The 15,658-nt window shown below is 66.6% G+C and carries 13 protein-coding genes, 1 tRNA gene and 1 riboswitch; of the genes, 4 read left to right on the top strand and 10 right to left on the bottom strand.

Translation table 11 applies throughout. The annotated features are described in order from the left end of the window. The first annotated feature begins 18 nt into the window (after positions 1-18). Positions 19-696, top strand: coding sequence for a uracil-DNA glycosylase (locus BKA23_RS02140; protein WP_145225055.1), 678 nt, complete (start codon positions 19-21; stop codon positions 694-696). Continuing rightward, entirely contained in the window at positions 693-1,589 is an 897-nt protein-coding gene (locus tag BKA23_RS02135) for an SGNH/GDSL hydrolase family protein (protein ID WP_246104406.1), read from the top strand. Before BKA23_RS02140 ends, BKA23_RS02135 begins: the two co-directional genes overlap by 4 nt. 42 nt (positions 1,590-1,631) lie before the next feature. Here BKA23_RS02135 and BKA23_RS02130 read toward each other — a convergent pair whose 3' ends face one another. From BKA23_RS02130 to BKA23_RS02115, 4 genes are all read right to left on the bottom strand, one after another. After that, a complete protein-coding gene (locus BKA23_RS02130) occupies positions 1,632-1,820 on the bottom strand; it encodes a hypothetical protein (RefSeq protein WP_145225053.1) in 189 nt (62 codons plus the stop codon). Positions 1,821-1,915: 95 nt separating this feature from the next. Further along, on the bottom strand, positions 1,916-2,989 hold the full coding sequence (locus tag BKA23_RS02125) for a threonine aldolase family protein (RefSeq protein ID WP_145225051.1): 1,074 nt from the start codon (positions 2,987-2,989) through the stop codon (positions 1,916-1,918). Beyond that, complete coding sequence (locus tag BKA23_RS02120) at positions 2,986-3,687, bottom strand: SDR family NAD(P)-dependent oxidoreductase (protein ID WP_145225049.1); 702 nt, start codon at positions 3,685-3,687, stop codon at positions 2,986-2,988. The genes BKA23_RS02125 and BKA23_RS02120 overlap by 4 nt, the downstream gene beginning before the upstream one ends. Then, on the bottom strand, positions 3,684-5,801 hold the full coding sequence (locus BKA23_RS02115) for a DUF6421 family protein (RefSeq protein ID WP_145225047.1): 2,118 nt from the start codon (positions 5,799-5,801) through the stop codon (positions 3,684-3,686). The genes BKA23_RS02120 and BKA23_RS02115 overlap by 4 nt, the downstream gene beginning before the upstream one ends. Before the next feature lie 131 nt (positions 5,802-5,932). Here BKA23_RS02115 and BKA23_RS02110 point away from each other — a divergent pair, with 131 nt between their 5' ends. Together BKA23_RS02110 and BKA23_RS02105 are read left to right on the top strand one after the other, a co-directional pair. After that, positions 5,933-7,111 (top strand): acyl-CoA dehydrogenase family protein, encoded by a 1,179-nt coding sequence (locus BKA23_RS02110; RefSeq protein ID WP_145225045.1) that lies wholly within the window; start codon positions 5,933-5,935, stop codon positions 7,109-7,111. After that, positions 7,108-7,872, top strand: a complete 765-nt coding sequence (locus BKA23_RS02105) for an SDR family NAD(P)-dependent oxidoreductase (RefSeq protein ID WP_145225043.1) — start codon at positions 7,108-7,110, stop codon at positions 7,870-7,872. Before BKA23_RS02110 ends, BKA23_RS02105 begins: the two co-directional genes overlap by 4 nt. A gap of 142 nt (positions 7,873-8,014) precedes the next feature. Here BKA23_RS02105 and mgrA read toward each other — a convergent pair whose 3' ends face one another. The 6 genes from mgrA to BKA23_RS02080 all read right to left on the bottom strand — a co-directional run bounded on the left by mgrA (position 8,015) and on the right by BKA23_RS02080 (position 15,508). After that, positions 8,015-9,052 carry an L-glyceraldehyde 3-phosphate reductase gene (gene mgrA, locus BKA23_RS02100; protein WP_145228102.1) on the bottom strand — a complete coding sequence of 346 codons (1,038 nt, stop codon included), beginning with the start codon at positions 9,050-9,052 and terminating at the stop codon, positions 8,015-8,017. An 81-nt stretch (positions 9,053-9,133) separates the two neighbouring features. Next, entirely contained in the window at positions 9,134-11,050 is a 1,917-nt protein-coding gene (locus tag BKA23_RS02095) for a S9 family peptidase (RefSeq protein ID WP_145225041.1), read from the bottom strand. A gap of 69 nt (positions 11,051-11,119) precedes the next feature. Beyond that, positions 11,120-11,245, bottom strand: a complete 126-nt coding sequence (locus BKA23_RS18080) for a hypothetical protein (protein WP_281287520.1) — start codon at positions 11,243-11,245, stop codon at positions 11,120-11,122. Between the two features lie 66 nt (positions 11,246-11,311). Continuing rightward, positions 11,312-11,387 (bottom strand) — tRNA-Thr (locus tag BKA23_RS02090). Between the two features lie 233 nt (positions 11,388-11,620). Next, on the bottom strand, positions 11,621-12,391 hold the full coding sequence (locus tag BKA23_RS18075; protein ID WP_281287519.1) for a transglycosylase family protein: 771 nt from the start codon (positions 12,389-12,391) through the stop codon (positions 11,621-11,623). 8 nt (positions 12,392-12,399) lie between these two features. Next, positions 12,400-12,539, bottom strand: a riboswitch (cyclic di-AMP (ydaO/yuaA leader). 1,478 nt (positions 12,540-14,017) lie between these two features. Continuing rightward, entirely contained in the window at positions 14,018-15,508 is a 1,491-nt protein-coding gene (locus tag BKA23_RS02080; protein ID WP_145225039.1) for a threonine/serine exporter family protein, read from the bottom strand. Between the last annotated feature and the right edge of the window lie 150 nt (positions 15,509-15,658).

The following is a 15,658-nucleotide window of genomic DNA, read 5'->3' as shown; positions in this document are numbered from 1 at the left end:
CCGTCTAGGTTGGTTCGTATGACGGTGCGCCCCCTGCCCGACCTCATCGACGAGTCGTGGCTGCCTGTGCTCGAACCGGTCGCCGACAGGATCGCCGGCTGCGGTGACTTCCTGCGGGCGGAGGTCGCGGCAGGTCGTGGCTACCTGCCGGCCGGCGACCATGTGCTGCGCGCATTCACCACCCCGTTGGACCGCGTCCGGGTGCTCATCGTCGGTCAGGACCCTTACCCCACACCGGGTCACGCGGTGGGTCTGTCGTTCTCGGTCGCCCCGCACGTGAGCCCGATTCCGCGCAGCCTGGCAAACATCTACCAGGAGATGTGCGAGGACCTCGGTTGCACCCGGCCCACGACCGGTGACCTCGGCCCATGGGCCGATCGCGGTGTGCTGCTGCTCAACAGGGTGCTCACCGTGCGCCCGGGCGCACCCGCCAGCCACCGCGGCATCGGCTGGGAGCATGTGACAGCCGCGGCGATCAGCGGCCTCGTCGGGCGAGGCGGGCCGCTCGCGGCAATCCTGTGGGGTCGCGACGCGCGCAATCTCGCGCCGCAACTGGGGGCCGTGCCGTATGTCGAAAGCGCCCATCCGTCACCGCTTTCGGCGCGGTCGGGGTTCTTCGGTTCACGCCCGTTCAGCCGCGTCAACGAGCTGCTCGTCGCGCAGGGCGCCGACCCGATCGACTGGAGTCTGCCGTGACCGGGGTGACGGACGCCGCAGCATCAGCTGTTGCAACGGCATCCACCGTGCATCGACCGACCACAACCGTGCCGTCACCAACCACGCCGACGACGAAACCGTGGCGGCGCTACGTCGCTGTCGGCGACTCGTTCACCGAAGGCATGGTCGACCCCGACCCGCAGCGGCCGGACGAGTTCATCGGCTGGGCGGACCGCTTGGCGCAGCGCCTCGCCGCTGACCGCGACGGGGAACGCTTCGACTACGCCAACCTGGCCGTGCGCGGCCGGCTGCTCGACGACGTCGTCGGGCCCCAGTTGGACACAGCGCTGTCCATGCGACCGGATCTGGTCAGCATCGTGGGCGGCGGCAACGACATCCTGCGCCCGCATGCCGACCTCGACGCCATCGCGGATCGACTGGAGGCGGCCGTGATCCGGTTGCGCGAAGCCGGCTGCGACGTGATTCTGGCGACAACGGCCGACCCCGGGAGCGCTCCGGTGCTGAAGGTGGTGCGACCTCGCTGCGCCATACATGCCACGAACGTCTGGGCGATCGCGCAGCGGCACGGATGCTTCGTCATCGACATGTTTTCGATGCGTGCGTTGCGTGACCCGCGGATGTGGGGCGCCGATCGAATCCACCTGTCCAGCGAGGGACACACCCGCGTCGCGGCACAGGCGTTGTGGGCCCTCAACGGCGGTCACGGCGAACGCCCTTGGAGTGAATCGCTTGAGCCGCAACAGCTTTCGGTCGCAGAGGCTATCGGAGGTCACGCCGCATGGGTGGCCGGTCATCTCGCGCCGTGGGTGCGCCGACGACTGCAAGGACGCAGCTCCGGCGATGCGCGCACGGCAAAGCGACCACAGCTTGCGCCGGTCGTCGAGTCGATCGCGGACGCCGTTCCCGAATGATCTCGCAGCCAGCATGAGCCGAACGGCGCTCGCCCTCGCGAGTCAGGCGACGCTGTCGAAAGAGCGCTGCTGCTGCGGGTCCTCGCGAATCAGTCGCAGACCCGGCGGCTCGTGGTCAGCCGTCGGCTGCACCAACGGCTCCTCCCGACGGAAGGTGCGCACGAAGATCGACACGACGGTCACGCACGAGACGAGATACAGCAGCCCCACTGCCACCAGCACACCCACCATGTGGCGAAGCTAACTGAACGATCGGTTAGGTCTATAGACGTAGCCTGTCAGTTCGCTGCGATTTCCGCGTCCGCGGGGGTGGTGGGTGTGTCCACTCAGACTGTCAGTTCGGCACGAATCGCGGCTGCAAAGGCATCGACATCAGCCTCGGTCGTGTCGAAGGAACACATCCAGCGAACCTCGCCCGTGGCCTCGTCCCAGAAGTAGAACTTGAATTGCTCCATCAGACGCAGCGAGACATCCTGCGGGAGCACCGCGAAGACCGCATTGGCCTGCACCGGACGCGGAATCGTCAGACCGGGCAGGTCACGCACCGCAGCCGCCAGCCGTTGCGCCATCGCGTTGGAATGCGACGCATTACGCAGGTAGAGCTCGTCGGTGAGCAGCGCCTCCAGTTGCGCGGAGACGAAGCGCATCTTGGATGCCAGCTGCATCGACTGTTTGCGCAGGTATTTCATGCCAGACACGGCGTCCGGGTTGAGCACCAGCACAGCCTCCCCGACCATGAGGCCATTCTTGGTGCCGCCGAAGGACACGATGTCGACGCCGGTGTCGGTGATCATCGCCTTGAACGAAACACCAAGCGTGGCAGCGGCATTCGACAGCCGTGAGCCGTCGACGTGCAGCACCCAGCCGCGCTCGTGCACGTGCTCGGCGATGGCTCGGATCTGCTCCACCGAGTATGCCGTGCCGAGTTCTGTCGTCTGGGTGATCGAGACCACCTTGGGTTGAGCGTGGTGCTCGTCGCCCTCGCGCACCGCGATGGTGTCGATCAACTCGGGCGTGAGCTTGCCGTCGGGTGTGGCCACCAACATCAGCTTGAACCCGCCCATGCGCTCGGGGGCCGCGCACTCGTCGACGTGGATGTGCGCCGACGAGGTGCAGATGACCGACTCCCAGCGCTGGGTCACCGCTTGCAACGCAACGACGTTGGCGCCGGTGCCGTTGAACACCGGGAACGCCTCGACGCAAGGCCCGAAGTGCGACCGGAAGACGTCCTGGAGATGCTCGGTGTAGACGTCGTCGCCGTAGGCCGTCTGATGACCACCGTTGGCGCGCACGATCGCGGCCAGCACCTCGGGGTGGATGCCGGAGTAGTTGTCGCTGGCGAAACCACGGACGGTTGGATCGTGCAGCGGGGCGAAGTCGGTGTCGAGTGCCTGAGTCACCGTTTCATGCTCTCAGTGAGACCGTTGACCTCTGCGACCGGGCGGCCGAAGAGGTCGACCATCCAGTCCGCGACCTGACCCACCGGCGAATACGACTTGTATCCCTCAGGTTTGGCGGCCTGCATCTGCGGGGTCACCAGCGCCATGACCCGCACGATGCTGGCGGCGGCATTGGTGTCGCGGAAGGACTCGGCCACACACTGCAGCCACATCTCGGCGCCGGCCTTCGCCGTCAGGTATGCCGCATTGGTCTGCTTCGGCTTGGCCAGCCCGGTCGTGGAGACGATCGCCATACGGCCGTGGGGACCGACCTCAAGCGCGTCACGGAATGCGCGGGTGGTGTTCTGCAAGGTGCGGATGATGTTGCCGTGCAGGAAAGCCCAGTCGGCAGAGTCGGATTCGACGATCGGTTGACCACCACGCCAGCCTCCGACCAGGTGCAGCAGGCCGTCTACCCGGCCGTGCTCGGCGAGCACGCTGCGGCCCCACGCGACGGTCGCGGTCTCGTCGAGCAGGTCGACCTCCGCAGCAACGATCCGCTGCGGGTCGAGGGCGACGACCTCGTCGAGACGGTCCTCCGATCGGCCGGCCGCGATCACCGTCGCACCGGCCGCCGCGCAGGCTGCCGCCGTGGGACGGCCGAGGTCGCCGGCAGCACCGGCGACCACGACCACAGAACCGGTCAGATCCGCGCTCACGCGGCGGCCTCGTCCGCCGCGGTGATACCGGCGGTCGAGGCGATGACGGTCGCCATCTTCTTGCGCAGGGCCTCGTAGAACACGTTGAGCGGGAACTCGTCCGGCTGCACGAGGTTGGTGAGCTCCTTGACCGGGCCGTCCAGCGGGAGGGCATCAGCGCCACGAGCCCAGGTGGAGGCTGGGTGGGGTGCGACATACGAACTCACGAATTCGTATGACGCGAGCCAGTGCCCGACACGGGAGCGGTCGATGCCGCTGCGGTACAGCGTCTCGACCTCGTCGCACAGGGCGACGACGACTTCGGGCACCCGACGCCAGTCGAAGGACAGCTTGTTGTCGGTCCAGTGCAGGGCGTCGTGCTTGTGCAGGTAGGCGAACATCAGCTGGCCGCCGAGACCGTCGTAGTTGCGCACCCGGTCACCGGTGATCGGGAAACGGAACAACCGGTCGAACAGGATTGCCAGCTGGACAGATCGGGCGTACGGCTGACCCTCGGCCTCGAGTTTCACCGCCTGGCGGAAGGTGTTGAGGTCACAGCGCAACTCCTCGAGCGCGTACATCCAGAACGGCATCCGCTGCTTGATCATGAACGGGTCGAACGGCAGGTCGCCGTGGCTGTGCGTGCGGTCGTGGATGAGATCCCACATGGCGAAGGTCGACTGCGCCAGCTCCTGCGAACCCACGAGGCGCTCGGCGTCCGGCGGCAGTTGCAGTGACAGCAGCTCCGAGGCGGCGGTCACGACGCGACGGAAACGGGCACCCTCGCGGTCACAGAAGATCGCACCCCAGTAGAACTTCGGCACCTCGCGCACCGCGACGGTCTCGGGGAAGAGCACCGCCGAGTTGGTGTCATAACCGGGGGTGAAATCGATGAAGTTGACCGCCAGGAACATCGGGTTGTCGTAGGACGCCTCGACCTTGGCCAGCCATTCCGGCCACGAGACCGACAACAGCAGCGCCTCGAAGACGCGGTCCGGGTTGCCGTTCTGGGTGTACATCGGGAAGACGACGAGGTGCTCGATGCCGTCGGCGCGCGACTGGTCGGGGCGGAAGAGCACGAGGGAGTCCAGGAAGTCGGGCACACCGAAACCGCCATCGACCCACGTCGCGAAGTCACCGGGCAGCGCAGCGAGGTATGCCGCATCGTGGGGGAATCGCGGCGCCAGTGCTGCGATTTCGGCGACAATCGTGTCGACGAGCGCACCCGCACGCGCGAGGTCGTGCTGCTCGGCGTCGATCGAGCCGTCCTTACGCTGCATGAGCCGTAGCTCCTCGACTGCGGCCTTGAGGCTGCGCCATTCGGCGGAGCGCTCGACGCCGCTGCCGAGGGAGGTGACGTCCTGCGCCTGGCGCGAACCGACCGAGGCCCAGGTCACCAGGTTGGTCCAGAACCTGCGGTGGTCCAGTTCGTCGATGGAGTCGTCGCCGATGAGGTCGGAGTCGGAAAGCACGACCACACGACCTGCGCCATACGTCACGGCGACAGCCAGCGGCTCGTGCGAGGGGTATGCCGTCGCGCTGGTGCGTGCCAGCACCTGCGCGTCGGTGCCCGGCTCGACCGCCAACACACCGGCGCGGTAGAAGCAGACCTCGCCGACACCGGCCAGCAGGCCCTGTCCCAGGCCGCCCGCTATCTCGGCGCGCACCCAGGTGGCATTGCCGTGGTGACGGCGGCCGCTGGCAGCGGATTCGTGCACTGTCGTGCTGACGACCTGCACGCCGAAGCGGGCGAGCAACTCGTTGAGGTTGTTGCCGTAGGTGTCCTGCTCGCACTCGGCGAGAACGACGAGTCCGCCTCCGGCATGGACGAATTCGGTGATCGCGTCGAGCTCGGCGTCGGCGAAGACGGCGGGCAGGTCACCGGTGACACGCTCAGCGTGACGACTGGAGGGGTGGTCGATGACGAAGACGTCGGTGCCACGCAGGGCCTCGGAGTCGATCTGGCCGTCGTAGTGGCCGGCCACCTCGAAACCACGCGAGGTGAGCGCCTCGGCAGCCAGCACCAGCGAGCTGTCCTCGGGGTTGGCGGGGTTCATCCGCGCCGCGGTCTCATGGCTCAGCGACCATGCACTGCTGTGTGCCTGCTCGACCAGCACTCGGGGAAAGACGCCCATTTAGCTCACCTCTACTCGATATTGACGTAATTTTTACGGCTACCGGCATCGTAGACGGGAAATCTTTCGGTTTGCAACCTTTCGCGCCCCGCTGGCCGGCGCGAATGTGATGCGGATTACTCTCGGATGTCATGCCGGTCGAACGCGTACTGCCCACTGCCGATGCGGCCGACCTGATCGACCTCACCCGCGAACTCGCCCGACGGGAGCTGTCCCCAGCCGTCGATGCCGCTGAGGCAAGCGCCACTCCGCCGCGCGAGTTGTTCTGCACCCTGGGCCGAGCCGGCCTTCTCTCCCTGCCGTACGACGAGGCCTACGGCGGTGGCGGTCAGCCGTACGAGGTCTATCTGCAGGTGGTCGAGGAGCTCGCGAGCGCATGGATGAGCGTGGCGGTCGGGGTCTCGGTGCACTCGCTGACGGCCTTCCCCGTCGCGATGTACGGCACCGACGAGCAGCGCGAGACGATGCTGGCGTCCATGCTGAGCGGCGAATCACTCGGCGCTTACTGCCTGTCCGAACGCGAGGCCGGCTCCGACATCGGCAGCATGCGCACCCGCGCGACGGCCTCGCCGGACGGCGCGTCATACCGAATCAGAGGCACGAAGAGCTGGATCTCGCACGCGGCGCACGCCGACTACTACACGTCGTTCGTGCGCACCGACGACACAGACGGCAAGGGACTGTCGTGCTTCGTGGTGCCTGCCGACCGCGCCGGGCTCAGCTTCGGCGCGCCGGAACGCAAGATGGGCCTCGCCGGGGATCCGGTCGCCGAGGTGTCGTATGACGATGTCGAGGTCGGCGCGCACGAGATGGTCGGCGCACGCGGCGAGGGCATGCACATCGCGCTCGCGGCGCTCGACGCCGGACGACTCGGAATCGCAGCAGCCGCAACAGGTCTGGCCCAGTCCGCGCTCGATCTCGCTGCGGCATACGCGGCGCAACGCCAGCAGTTCGGCACGGCGATCGCGCAGTTCCAGGGGCTGGCGTTCCTGCTCGCCGACATGGAGGCCTCGACCACCGCGGCGCGCGCGACCTATCTGCATGCGGCGCGGTTGAAGGATGCCGGTCGTCCGTTCAGCAAACAGGCGGCCGTCGCGAAGCTCGTGGCGACCGATGCCGCCATGAAGGTCACCACCGACGCAGTGCAGGTGCTCGGCGGCGCCGGTTACACCCGCGACTTCCCCGCCGAGCGATTCATGCGCGAGGCGAAGGTCACCCAGATCTTCGAAGGCACCAACCAGATCCAGCGACTGGTGATCTCCCGCCAGCTGCTGGCCGAGATCAGCAACCAGAAGGGTTCGCAGCAATGAATATCACCGATTCGACTGTCGCGCTGGTGACGGGCGCCGGATCCGGCCTCGGCGAGGCCACGGCCCGACGGCTGCACGCCGACGGCGCCGCGATCGTGATCGCCGACCTGGAGTCCTCTCGCGGTCAGGCCATCGCCGACGAACTCGGCGACCGGGTCGTCTTCGTCGCGACCGATGTGCGTGACGAGCTGCAGGTTCAGGCGGCGGTCGACGCGGCAACCGGGCTCGGGCAGCTGCGGGTCGTCGTCAACTGCGCGGGCGTCGCGACGCCCGGCCGCATCGTGAGCAAGCGCGGCACGCTGCCGCTGGCGGACTACGCGCGCGTGATCGAGATCAACCTGATCGGCACCTTCAACGTGCTGCGGCTTGCTGCGACGGCGATGGCCGAGAACGAGCCTGCCGACGGCGACCGTGGCGTCGTGGTGATGACCGCATCGGTTGCGGCGATCGACGGCCAGGTGGGGCAGGCGGCATACGCCTCGTCGAAGGCGGGTGTCGCGGGTTTGACCCTGCCCGCCGCGCGCGACCTGGCTGACAAGGCGATCCGCGTCATGACCATCGCGCCCGGCACCTTCGAGACGCCGATGCTGGCCGGTCTCGACGAGAAGTTCCGCACGGTGCTGGAGCAGCAGGTGCCGCACCCGTCGCGTCTCGGCAAGCCGGACGAATACGCCTCGCTGGTCGCGCACATCGTCGACAACGCGATGCTGAACGGCGAGGTCATCCGCCTCGACGGCGCGCTGCGCATGCCCCCGCGCTGACCCACAGCGACCAAGACCCGTCCACGCGCGTCTGCTCGCGCTCGCTCTTGCTCGATATTCGACACCAGGGCCGTTATTGAAGCCCTGGTGTCGAACATCGAATATCGGGGTTGCCGCGGAATAGCGGCCTCTCCCAGCGGACCTACTTGTCCGAGGACTTCTTCCACAGGTTGATTCCGGCCTCGACGGCGTGCTTGTCGATCTTGGTGAGCTCATCGTCGGTGAAGTCCAGGTTCTTGAGCGCACCGAGGTTGTCCTCCAGCTGCGCCACACTCGATGCACCGACCAGCGCCGACGTGACCCGCTTGTCGCGCAGCGTCCAGGCCAGCGCCATCTGCGCCAGACTCTGACCCCGCGTCTTTGCGATGCGGTTCAACGCGCGGATGTGCTTGAGCGACTCTTCGGTCAGCAGCTTGCGGTCCAGCGACTTGCCCTGCGACGCGCGCGAACCCTCCGGCACACCCTTGAGGTACTTCGCCGTCAGCATCCCCTGCGCGAGCGGCGAAAAAGCAATGCAGCCAACGCCATTCACGCCCAGGACGTCTAGCAGATCCTCCTCGACCCACCGGTTGAGCATCGAGTATGACGGTTGGTGGATCAGCAGTGGCGTGCCCATCTCGCGCAGGATCTTGACGGCCTCACGCGTGCGGTCACCGCTGTAGGACGAGATTTCGACATACAGCGCCTTGCCCTGTCGCACCGCGGTGTCGAGCGCGCCGAGCGTCTCCAGCAGCGGAGTCGACTCGTCGAATCGGTGACTGTAGAAGATGTCGACGTAGTCGACGCCCATCCGCTGCAGCGACTGGTCGAGCGAGGCGAGCAGATACTTGCGCGACCCACCACCCTGGCCGTACGGCCCTGGCCACATGTCGTAGCCCGCCTTGGTCGAGATGATCAGTTCGTCGCGATAGCGCTTGAAATCCTGGGCGAAGATCGTGCCGAAGTTGCGCTCGGCCGAACCGTATGGCGGGCCGTAGTTGTTCGCCAGGTCGAAGTGCGTGACCCCGAGGTCGAACGCCCGGCGCAGGATCGCCCGCTGGCGCTCCAACGGCACGTCGTCGCCGAAGTTGTGCCAGAGGCCGAGGGAGATGGCCGGAAGGTCCAATCCGCTTGTGCCGCAACGGCGGTAGGTCATCGAGTCGTAGCGCTTGGGGGCGGCCTGATAGTCGTCGAAGTGCATCGTCACGGCGATCATTGTGCCTGCTGGCGAGCGCTGAGGACGACTTCCGTCCATTCGGTATGTCGCAGCGCCCGCTTCACCTCAGAGGTTGTCGACGTGCAGCGGCGCGAGGTCGTCGGCAGGGGTGAATCCGAAGACCTGCCCCATGAACGACAACATCGCCTCGTATGACGCCCGGATGTTCGTGGCGTCACGAAACCCGTGGCCTTCGCCGTCGTAGATCTGCAGAGCGACCGGTTTGCCCTTGGCACGAACGGCATCCGCCATCGCGGTCGCCTGATTGGGCGGCACCACTTTGTCGTCGGCGCCCTGCAACAGCAACATCGCGCAGTCCAGATCATCGACGTGGTTGATCGGAGAGCGCTCGACATACAGCTCGCGCTGCTGCGGGTACGGCCCGATCAGCCCGTCGCAGTAACGCGACTCGAACTTGTGAGTGTCACGCACCAGCGTCTCCAGATCGCCGATGCCGTAGAGGCTGATGCCCATCGCGAAGGTGTCGCGGAACGCCAAGCAGGCAAGCGTGGTGAAGCCACCGGCGCTGCCGCCGAAGATGGCCATCCTGTGACCGTCGACCAGACCCCGATCGGCGAGCGACTGTGCTCCAGAACAGCAATCGTCGACGTCGACGACGCCCCAATTACTTTGTAAACGTTCACGATACGCGCGCCCACGGCCGGTGCTGCCACCGTAGTTGACGTCCAGGATCGCGATGCCACGACTGGTCCAGAAGGCAAACAGCGAGGAGTATTCGGGCGGCGACATCGATGTCGGGCCGCCATGGGATGCAACCAACAGCGGAGGTCGCTCGTCGGCCGGACCGTCGAACAGCGGGTTGCGCGGCGCGTAATAGAACCCGTGCACCTCGTGACCGGCAGCATTGGTCCAGGTGACCGGTTCAGGCGTGGGCACGTATGCCGGATCGGCCTGTCGCGTGCTGGAGTCACGGATGATGTGACGCTCCGAATCGCCAGGCCGATTGGGATCGAGTGTGATCAGTGCTGCGCTTCGATCGTCGAAACCTGCTTTCAGCAAGAGGCTTTGGCGCCATACCGCCATCGAATCAACAGTGGCGAGTGCTGCACCCAGCTCGACCGCCGCTTGCCCGTCACGATGGACGAGGGCCACGTGCGCTCGTCCATCGCGCCACACACGCAGAGCGATGCGCCCGTCGGGCAGTTCGCACCAGCCGCGGATTCCAAACACCCACGCCGGATCCGCGCAGTCGTTGTCGACCGGATGGATCGACTGGCCGTCGACGTGCAGGTTCCAATAGCCGCTGATATCAGTGGAATACGCCAGGGAGCCATCAGCCAGCCAGCCGATCTCAGCGACCGACTGCGGTGCATCCTGACCCACCAGCGCGGAGGCGCCACCGGCGTCGTGATCCCCTACCCACAGCACGGTCGCGTCCCATGGCATCGACGGGTGCTGCCAGGTCAGCCACGCCATACGTGCGCCGTCGGGTGAAAGACGCGGCGCTGCAACGAAATCCGAGCCGTCGACCAGCACAGATCCCTCACCCGGGGCTCCGTCCAGATCGACGGACACGATCGTGTTGACGGCCTCGCCATCACCGCGGTGGTCTTCGCGCACCGCCAGCACCCGGCGGCGCGCAGCGTCGACCTCAAGGTCTGCGTAGCGCAACACCGGACCTCCCAGATCGACGGTGATCGCGCGAGGTGCGGCGTCTTCCTCAATGAGCCACAGCCGGCCGTCGCGCACGTCGGAGAAGACCACGACACCACCACCGACGGCATACGGCCGACCGCCGTACTCGTGCACCATCGAACGCACATGCGCCGGCGCCGGGGTCATCTCGACGGCCTCGCCGCCCCGCAACCGCATCAGCGTCGTCCGGCCACCCTCGCTCGGGCGGGATTCGAGCCAGTAGGCATCATGACCGTCGACCTGCACCTCACTCAGGCCGACGCCGGAAGATGTCAGTTCCGCCGTCGTCAGCGGGGAGGTCCATGAGCCGTATGCCGCAGTCGTCATCCGCCATTTCTAGCAGCCATCGACAATCGGCGAACGCCCATCACCGGGCACGCACCCGTAGTAGAATTACTACGACACGTAGTAGATCGTGCGGAGATCAGCGAGACGACCAACGGGCGCCGTTTCCACCTGCACCGCTCCTGGTGGCGCGACCGCCCCGAACCCGACCGACACGAAGAGTGCCGTGACGCTCATGGGGCCTACAGTGGCGGAATCGCAGGGATTTTGCCGTAGATCGCAGTGCTGGCGCTGTTAGCGCCGTGGAGCCGGTGACAGGAGTCGAACCCGCGACATCTTCATTACAAGTGAAGCGCTCTACCAACTGAGCTACACCGGCGTGGCCGCCTCGGATCAAGTCCACGTGCGTGCCGCCTGCAGATGTTACCGGCGATGGACGTCGTCGCGAATTCGCGGGTGAGCGAGCGGCCACAGCGGATGATCCCGGCACAGGGCGACCAGCTACCGACATACGCGCGCGGGCCTGTCCGCGTCATACCGGCGCAGACGAACGACGAACCCGCCCAGGGCCGAGTCGGCGCCGAGGCGGGTAGTCGTGCAAGAAGCCGTCGATCACATGCGGCTGTTCAGGAAACGCTGCAGCGCCATCGCCGTGGTGCCCTGAATCGAGGACGCACCGTTGCGCGGCATACCGAGGTAGCGCTGCAACGCCGCCGTGGTTACCGGTCCGATGATGCCGTCGCGGGTGACACCGACCTTTGCCTGCAGGGCGACGACCGTGTTGTAGTCGGCCGGCAGCCAACTTGCGCCGTCCTGACGAACACCGAGCCACTGCTGTGCCGCACGCGTGGTGAGCGGACCGGGGATGCCGTCGATGACGAGCGCACCGCTGCTCGTGACCGGCTTGGTCGGGGTGGGAGTCGGCTTCGGCGTGGGCGCCGGTGTCGGGGTCGGAGTGGGTGTGGAGGTACCACCACCGACGACGACGGCCAGACCGTTGGCGCGGGTGAGGCCGGCGCGCACCGAGCACACTGGCCAGGCACCGGGACCCTGCGCCCGCAACGTCGCCTGCGCGACGAGGATCTGCTGGTCCCGCGTGGCGTACTGCGCGCTGGAGGCGTACTGGCCACCGCCGAAGGCGAGCCAAGTCTGCTGCGTGAACTGCAGACCACCGTAGAAGCCGTTGCCGGTGTTGATCGACCAGTTGTTGCCCGATTCACAGGTGGCGACGCGATCCCAGACGTTCCACGGCGTGTCCGCCTTGGCGTGGGAGGCGGTCGACAGGCCGGCACCGACAGTTGCCGCGGATGCCATCATCACACCGACGGTGCGACGACCTATGGCGGACGGGCGATCGACCTTGTGCCTTGGTGCGTAACGCAAGAGATGTGTCCTTTCCTGACGAACGTCTGCGGGGTGAGCTGTCGGGTTCGAGCTGTCAGGTGCTCGGCCGGTGGATGCCGGCTTGACCCCAAGGCGCCGAATGCGGCGCCGAAAGTGGTTCCCCCGCCCTCCTCAACGCCCTGTGGTGGCGCGCTGTGCGCCCTCGAGGTTCGACGTTCGGGCGCGTGAATTTGGGAAGCGATATGCAGTTGTATGCCGAACCGCCGCGGCTTCCCGATTCCGGAGTCAACGACGCTCGAAGGCAAAATCACGTTACGGGATGGACTGGTGTGACACAAGGTGAAACTCGACTAAATCGGTTCATCGTCGGCGTGTCGGCTTGCATTTCGCAGTTAAATCACACTCATGTAATTCACCTCTTACCCGCCGAAACCCCCGCCATTCCGGGTGAGAAGCCAGGCATGCGTCCGTGCGAGCCAGCGTGGACAACGCGCCCGGAAGCTCCCAGAAAAAGTCGCAGACATGTCGCACGTATGCCGCAGCAGATGCTCCGAACCGCCGATCCGAGACGTGTGGCCACCCACAAGGGGCCGATACGAGAGACACACCGCCGCGCCCGCGGAAGGCCGAGCAGGTGGGCGGTGGAGCCGCTCGTCGTCAACGTCGAGCAGGTGGGCGGTGGAGTCGCTCGTCGTCAACGTCGGCAGGTGGGCGGTGGAGTGCTGTGTCGTCATACGTGTCGAGCGTGCGGCACACAAACCTCAGCCCGCGCGTGGCACACAAACCATCGGCCCGCCCGTGCTGCCTACGAACCGTCGGCCTGCGCGCGTGCGGCACCGGTTCAAACGCTGTCCCGCCGCTGGCCGACGGGCGCCAGACTCAACTCGCCGATGCGGTCGAACATGGCACTCCACACGACCCACCCCAGCCATCAGCATCATCTGTCACACACGAAACGCCGATTCGGTGACGTATCGCGCAGGTGGCGTTGGGAGCGCCCGCCACGAACTGCGAGATGTCGATCTTGGCCGGTACCAGATCGGGTGAACCGGCACATGCTGACATCTCGCGGTCGACGCCCACACATGACTCGCCGATGCGGTCGAACATGGCACTCCACACGACCCACCCCAGCCATCAGCACCATCTGTCACACACGAAACGCCGATTCGGTGGCGTATCGCGCAGGTGGCGTTGGGAGCGCCCGCCACAAACTGCGAGATGTCGATCTTGGCCGGTACCCGATCGGGTAAACCGGCACATGCTGATATCTCGTGGGGACACGATGTCCTGGGACCGGCAAAACTGACATCTCGAGGTCGGCGGCACACAGAACGCGACAAATGCTGACATCTCGCCGGGATCGGCTGCGTGCAGGATCCGGCAAATCTCGAGCTTTCGCCCGTCGACACCAGATGCGGCACGAAAGTCGCCGATCCGGTCGATCTCAACGCCCCACCAGACACCACACACCCACCAGCACCACCAGTCACACACAAGTCGCCGATTCGGCGACGTGTGCACGTGACGCCAGACGCGGCGGACGAAAGTCGCCGATTCGGCGACGTGTGCAAGCGCCGAGCGGCGAGCGGCGAACAGGGTAAGCGGCGTAGCGAGCGACCCGACCAAGGGACCCGAGCGGCCAGCCCCGGCGGCAATCGCGTGTCAGCGTCGGCGGGTGCGACCTCGGCGCAGCACACGCTGGTCGAAGGGCGCCGACACGACATCCCCCAGCACCACTCCGGTGCTGATCGCCAGCGCCGTCGCGGCCGCACCCATCATGGTTGCGATCGCCTGCCCTTGCGTCGTGACCGAGGTGCTGACGATGCTGCCGGCCACGGCTTCGTACATGCCACGGAAGATGCTCAGACCCGGCAGCAAGGGCGACACCGCCGGCACGACCACCACGAGCGCGGGTGCACCCAGCCGCAGCCCGAGGATCCGTCCGAGCACTCCGGCACAGATCGCCGCCACTGCGACGGCCGTCGTCGCGCCGGTGCCGAGGTACTGCGGCAGCGCGGCCGCCAGGAAAAGCCCGAGCCCACCGAGCACACCGGCGAGCAGCAGGTGCTTTGGCATGACCCGCAAGGTGACCGCGCTGCTGACACCACCGATGACACCGCACACCGTCTGCAACCAGACGCTTGCGGCCGCCGAGCCGAACTGCAATGCCTTGGGCGCGGTGAGGTGCAAGTCGAGGGCACCATCAAGCCGCAGGGTGATCGACAGTCCAGCGGCGACGCCGACGATGATCCCGCTGGTCGACAGAAAGACCGTCAGCAGACGACCCGCGCCAGTGACCGGATATCCGGTGATCGCATCCTCCACGGCGGAGGCCATCGCCCGGCCGGGCAGCAGCACGACGATGCCTGAGGAGACTGCATATGCGAAGTCGGCCGCCGTCATGTGCAACCCCAGCCACCCGTGCGCGGCAACGAGATATCCCGCCCACGCAAGAACCACCGAGATGGCTCCCCCAGCAGCAGCCGCATAGAACGAGGGAATCGCGCGCTTGCTCAGCTCTCTGCCGATCCGGTCCACCAGCAGTGCCGACACCACCGCCACGACGATCGCCATGGTGTGTCCGCCCAGCAGCGCACACACCGAGCCGGCAAGACCGGCGTAGCCAAGACTGATCAGCCACCGCGGGTAGAGCCGGGAGGTGCGCTGGATCCGGCGCAACCGTCTCATCGCGGCGTCGACGTCGTCGATGCCACCTCTGACGAGCTCTTCGACGAGCCCGTGCACGGAGGTCAGGCGCGCGAAGTCACGCGTGTTGGATCGCACGACCCGCAGCATCGTGACCGGGGTGCCCGAGGGTGCGGGTGCTTGCACGAGCAGCGACTGGTTGGTGATGTCGACCTCGAGCCGCCGCAGACCGGCCGCTGCGGCGACGGCGACGACTGCCGATTCGACGTCGCGGGTGCCGGCACCGCAGCGCAGCATGAGTTCGCCGACGCGGACGGCAAGTTCGAGGGCCTTGCGAGTGGCGGCATCCTGCTCGGGTGCGGCCATCGCCCGCGGATCGCGATACGGGGTGTTACGCAGCGACTCAGCGATCGGCAGCGGTTCGGTGACCGGCTCCCCTTGCAGGAATCGCAATCGGCCGGGCAGCGGGATGCCACCGGGGTCGGTGTACTCACCATGCTGCGCCATGAACCAAGCGTAAAACCCACACCTCGGTGTGCCGTGTGGCCGACCTGAGCGCAGACCAACCGTTCTGTATGCCGAGACGCCGCGCCTCACGCGACGCTGTATGCCGAGACGCCGCGCCCCACGCGACGCTGTGTGCCGAGAGGCCGCACG

The organism is Rudaeicoccus suwonensis (assembly GCF_007829035.1).
GTDB classification, from domain to species: Bacteria; Actinomycetota; Actinomycetes; order Actinomycetales; family Dermatophilaceae; genus Rudaeicoccus; species Rudaeicoccus suwonensis.
Note: the sequence above shows the minus strand (reverse complement) of the source record. Positions and strands in the feature narration are given on the sequence as shown.

What these genes read in the sequence shown, in the direction of transcription:
- BKA23_RS02080 (WP_145225039.1), bottom strand. Translation starts at nt 15,508, where the DNA reads ATGGCGCAGCATGGTGAGTACACCGACCCCGGTGGCATCCCGCTGCCC.
- BKA23_RS02130 (WP_145225053.1), bottom strand. Translation starts at nt 1,820, where the DNA reads ATGGTGGGTGTGCTGGTGGCAGTGGGGCTGCTGTATCTCGTCTCGTGC.
- BKA23_RS02095 (WP_145225041.1), bottom strand. Translation starts at nt 11,050, where the DNA reads ATGACGACTGCGGCATACGGCTCATGGACCTCCCCGCTGACGACGGCG.
- BKA23_RS02140 (WP_145225055.1), top strand. Translation starts at nt 19, where the DNA reads ATGACGGTGCGCCCCCTGCCCGACCTCATCGACGAGTCGTGGCTGCCT.
- mgrA (WP_145228102.1), bottom strand. Translation starts at nt 9,052, where the DNA reads ATGCACTTCGACGACTATCAGGCCGCCCCCAAGCGCTACGACTCGATG.
- BKA23_RS02115 (WP_145225047.1), bottom strand. Translation starts at nt 5,801, where the DNA reads ATGGGCGTCTTTCCCCGAGTGCTGGTCGAGCAGGCACACAGCAGTGCA.
- BKA23_RS02105 (WP_145225043.1), top strand. Translation starts at nt 7,108, where the DNA reads ATGAATATCACCGATTCGACTGTCGCGCTGGTGACGGGCGCCGGATCC.
- BKA23_RS02110 (WP_145225045.1), top strand. Translation starts at nt 5,933, where the DNA reads ATGCCGGTCGAACGCGTACTGCCCACTGCCGATGCGGCCGACCTGATC.
- BKA23_RS18080 (WP_281287520.1), bottom strand. Translation starts at nt 11,245, where the DNA reads ATGAGCGTCACGGCACTCTTCGTGTCGGTCGGGTTCGGGGCGGTCGCG.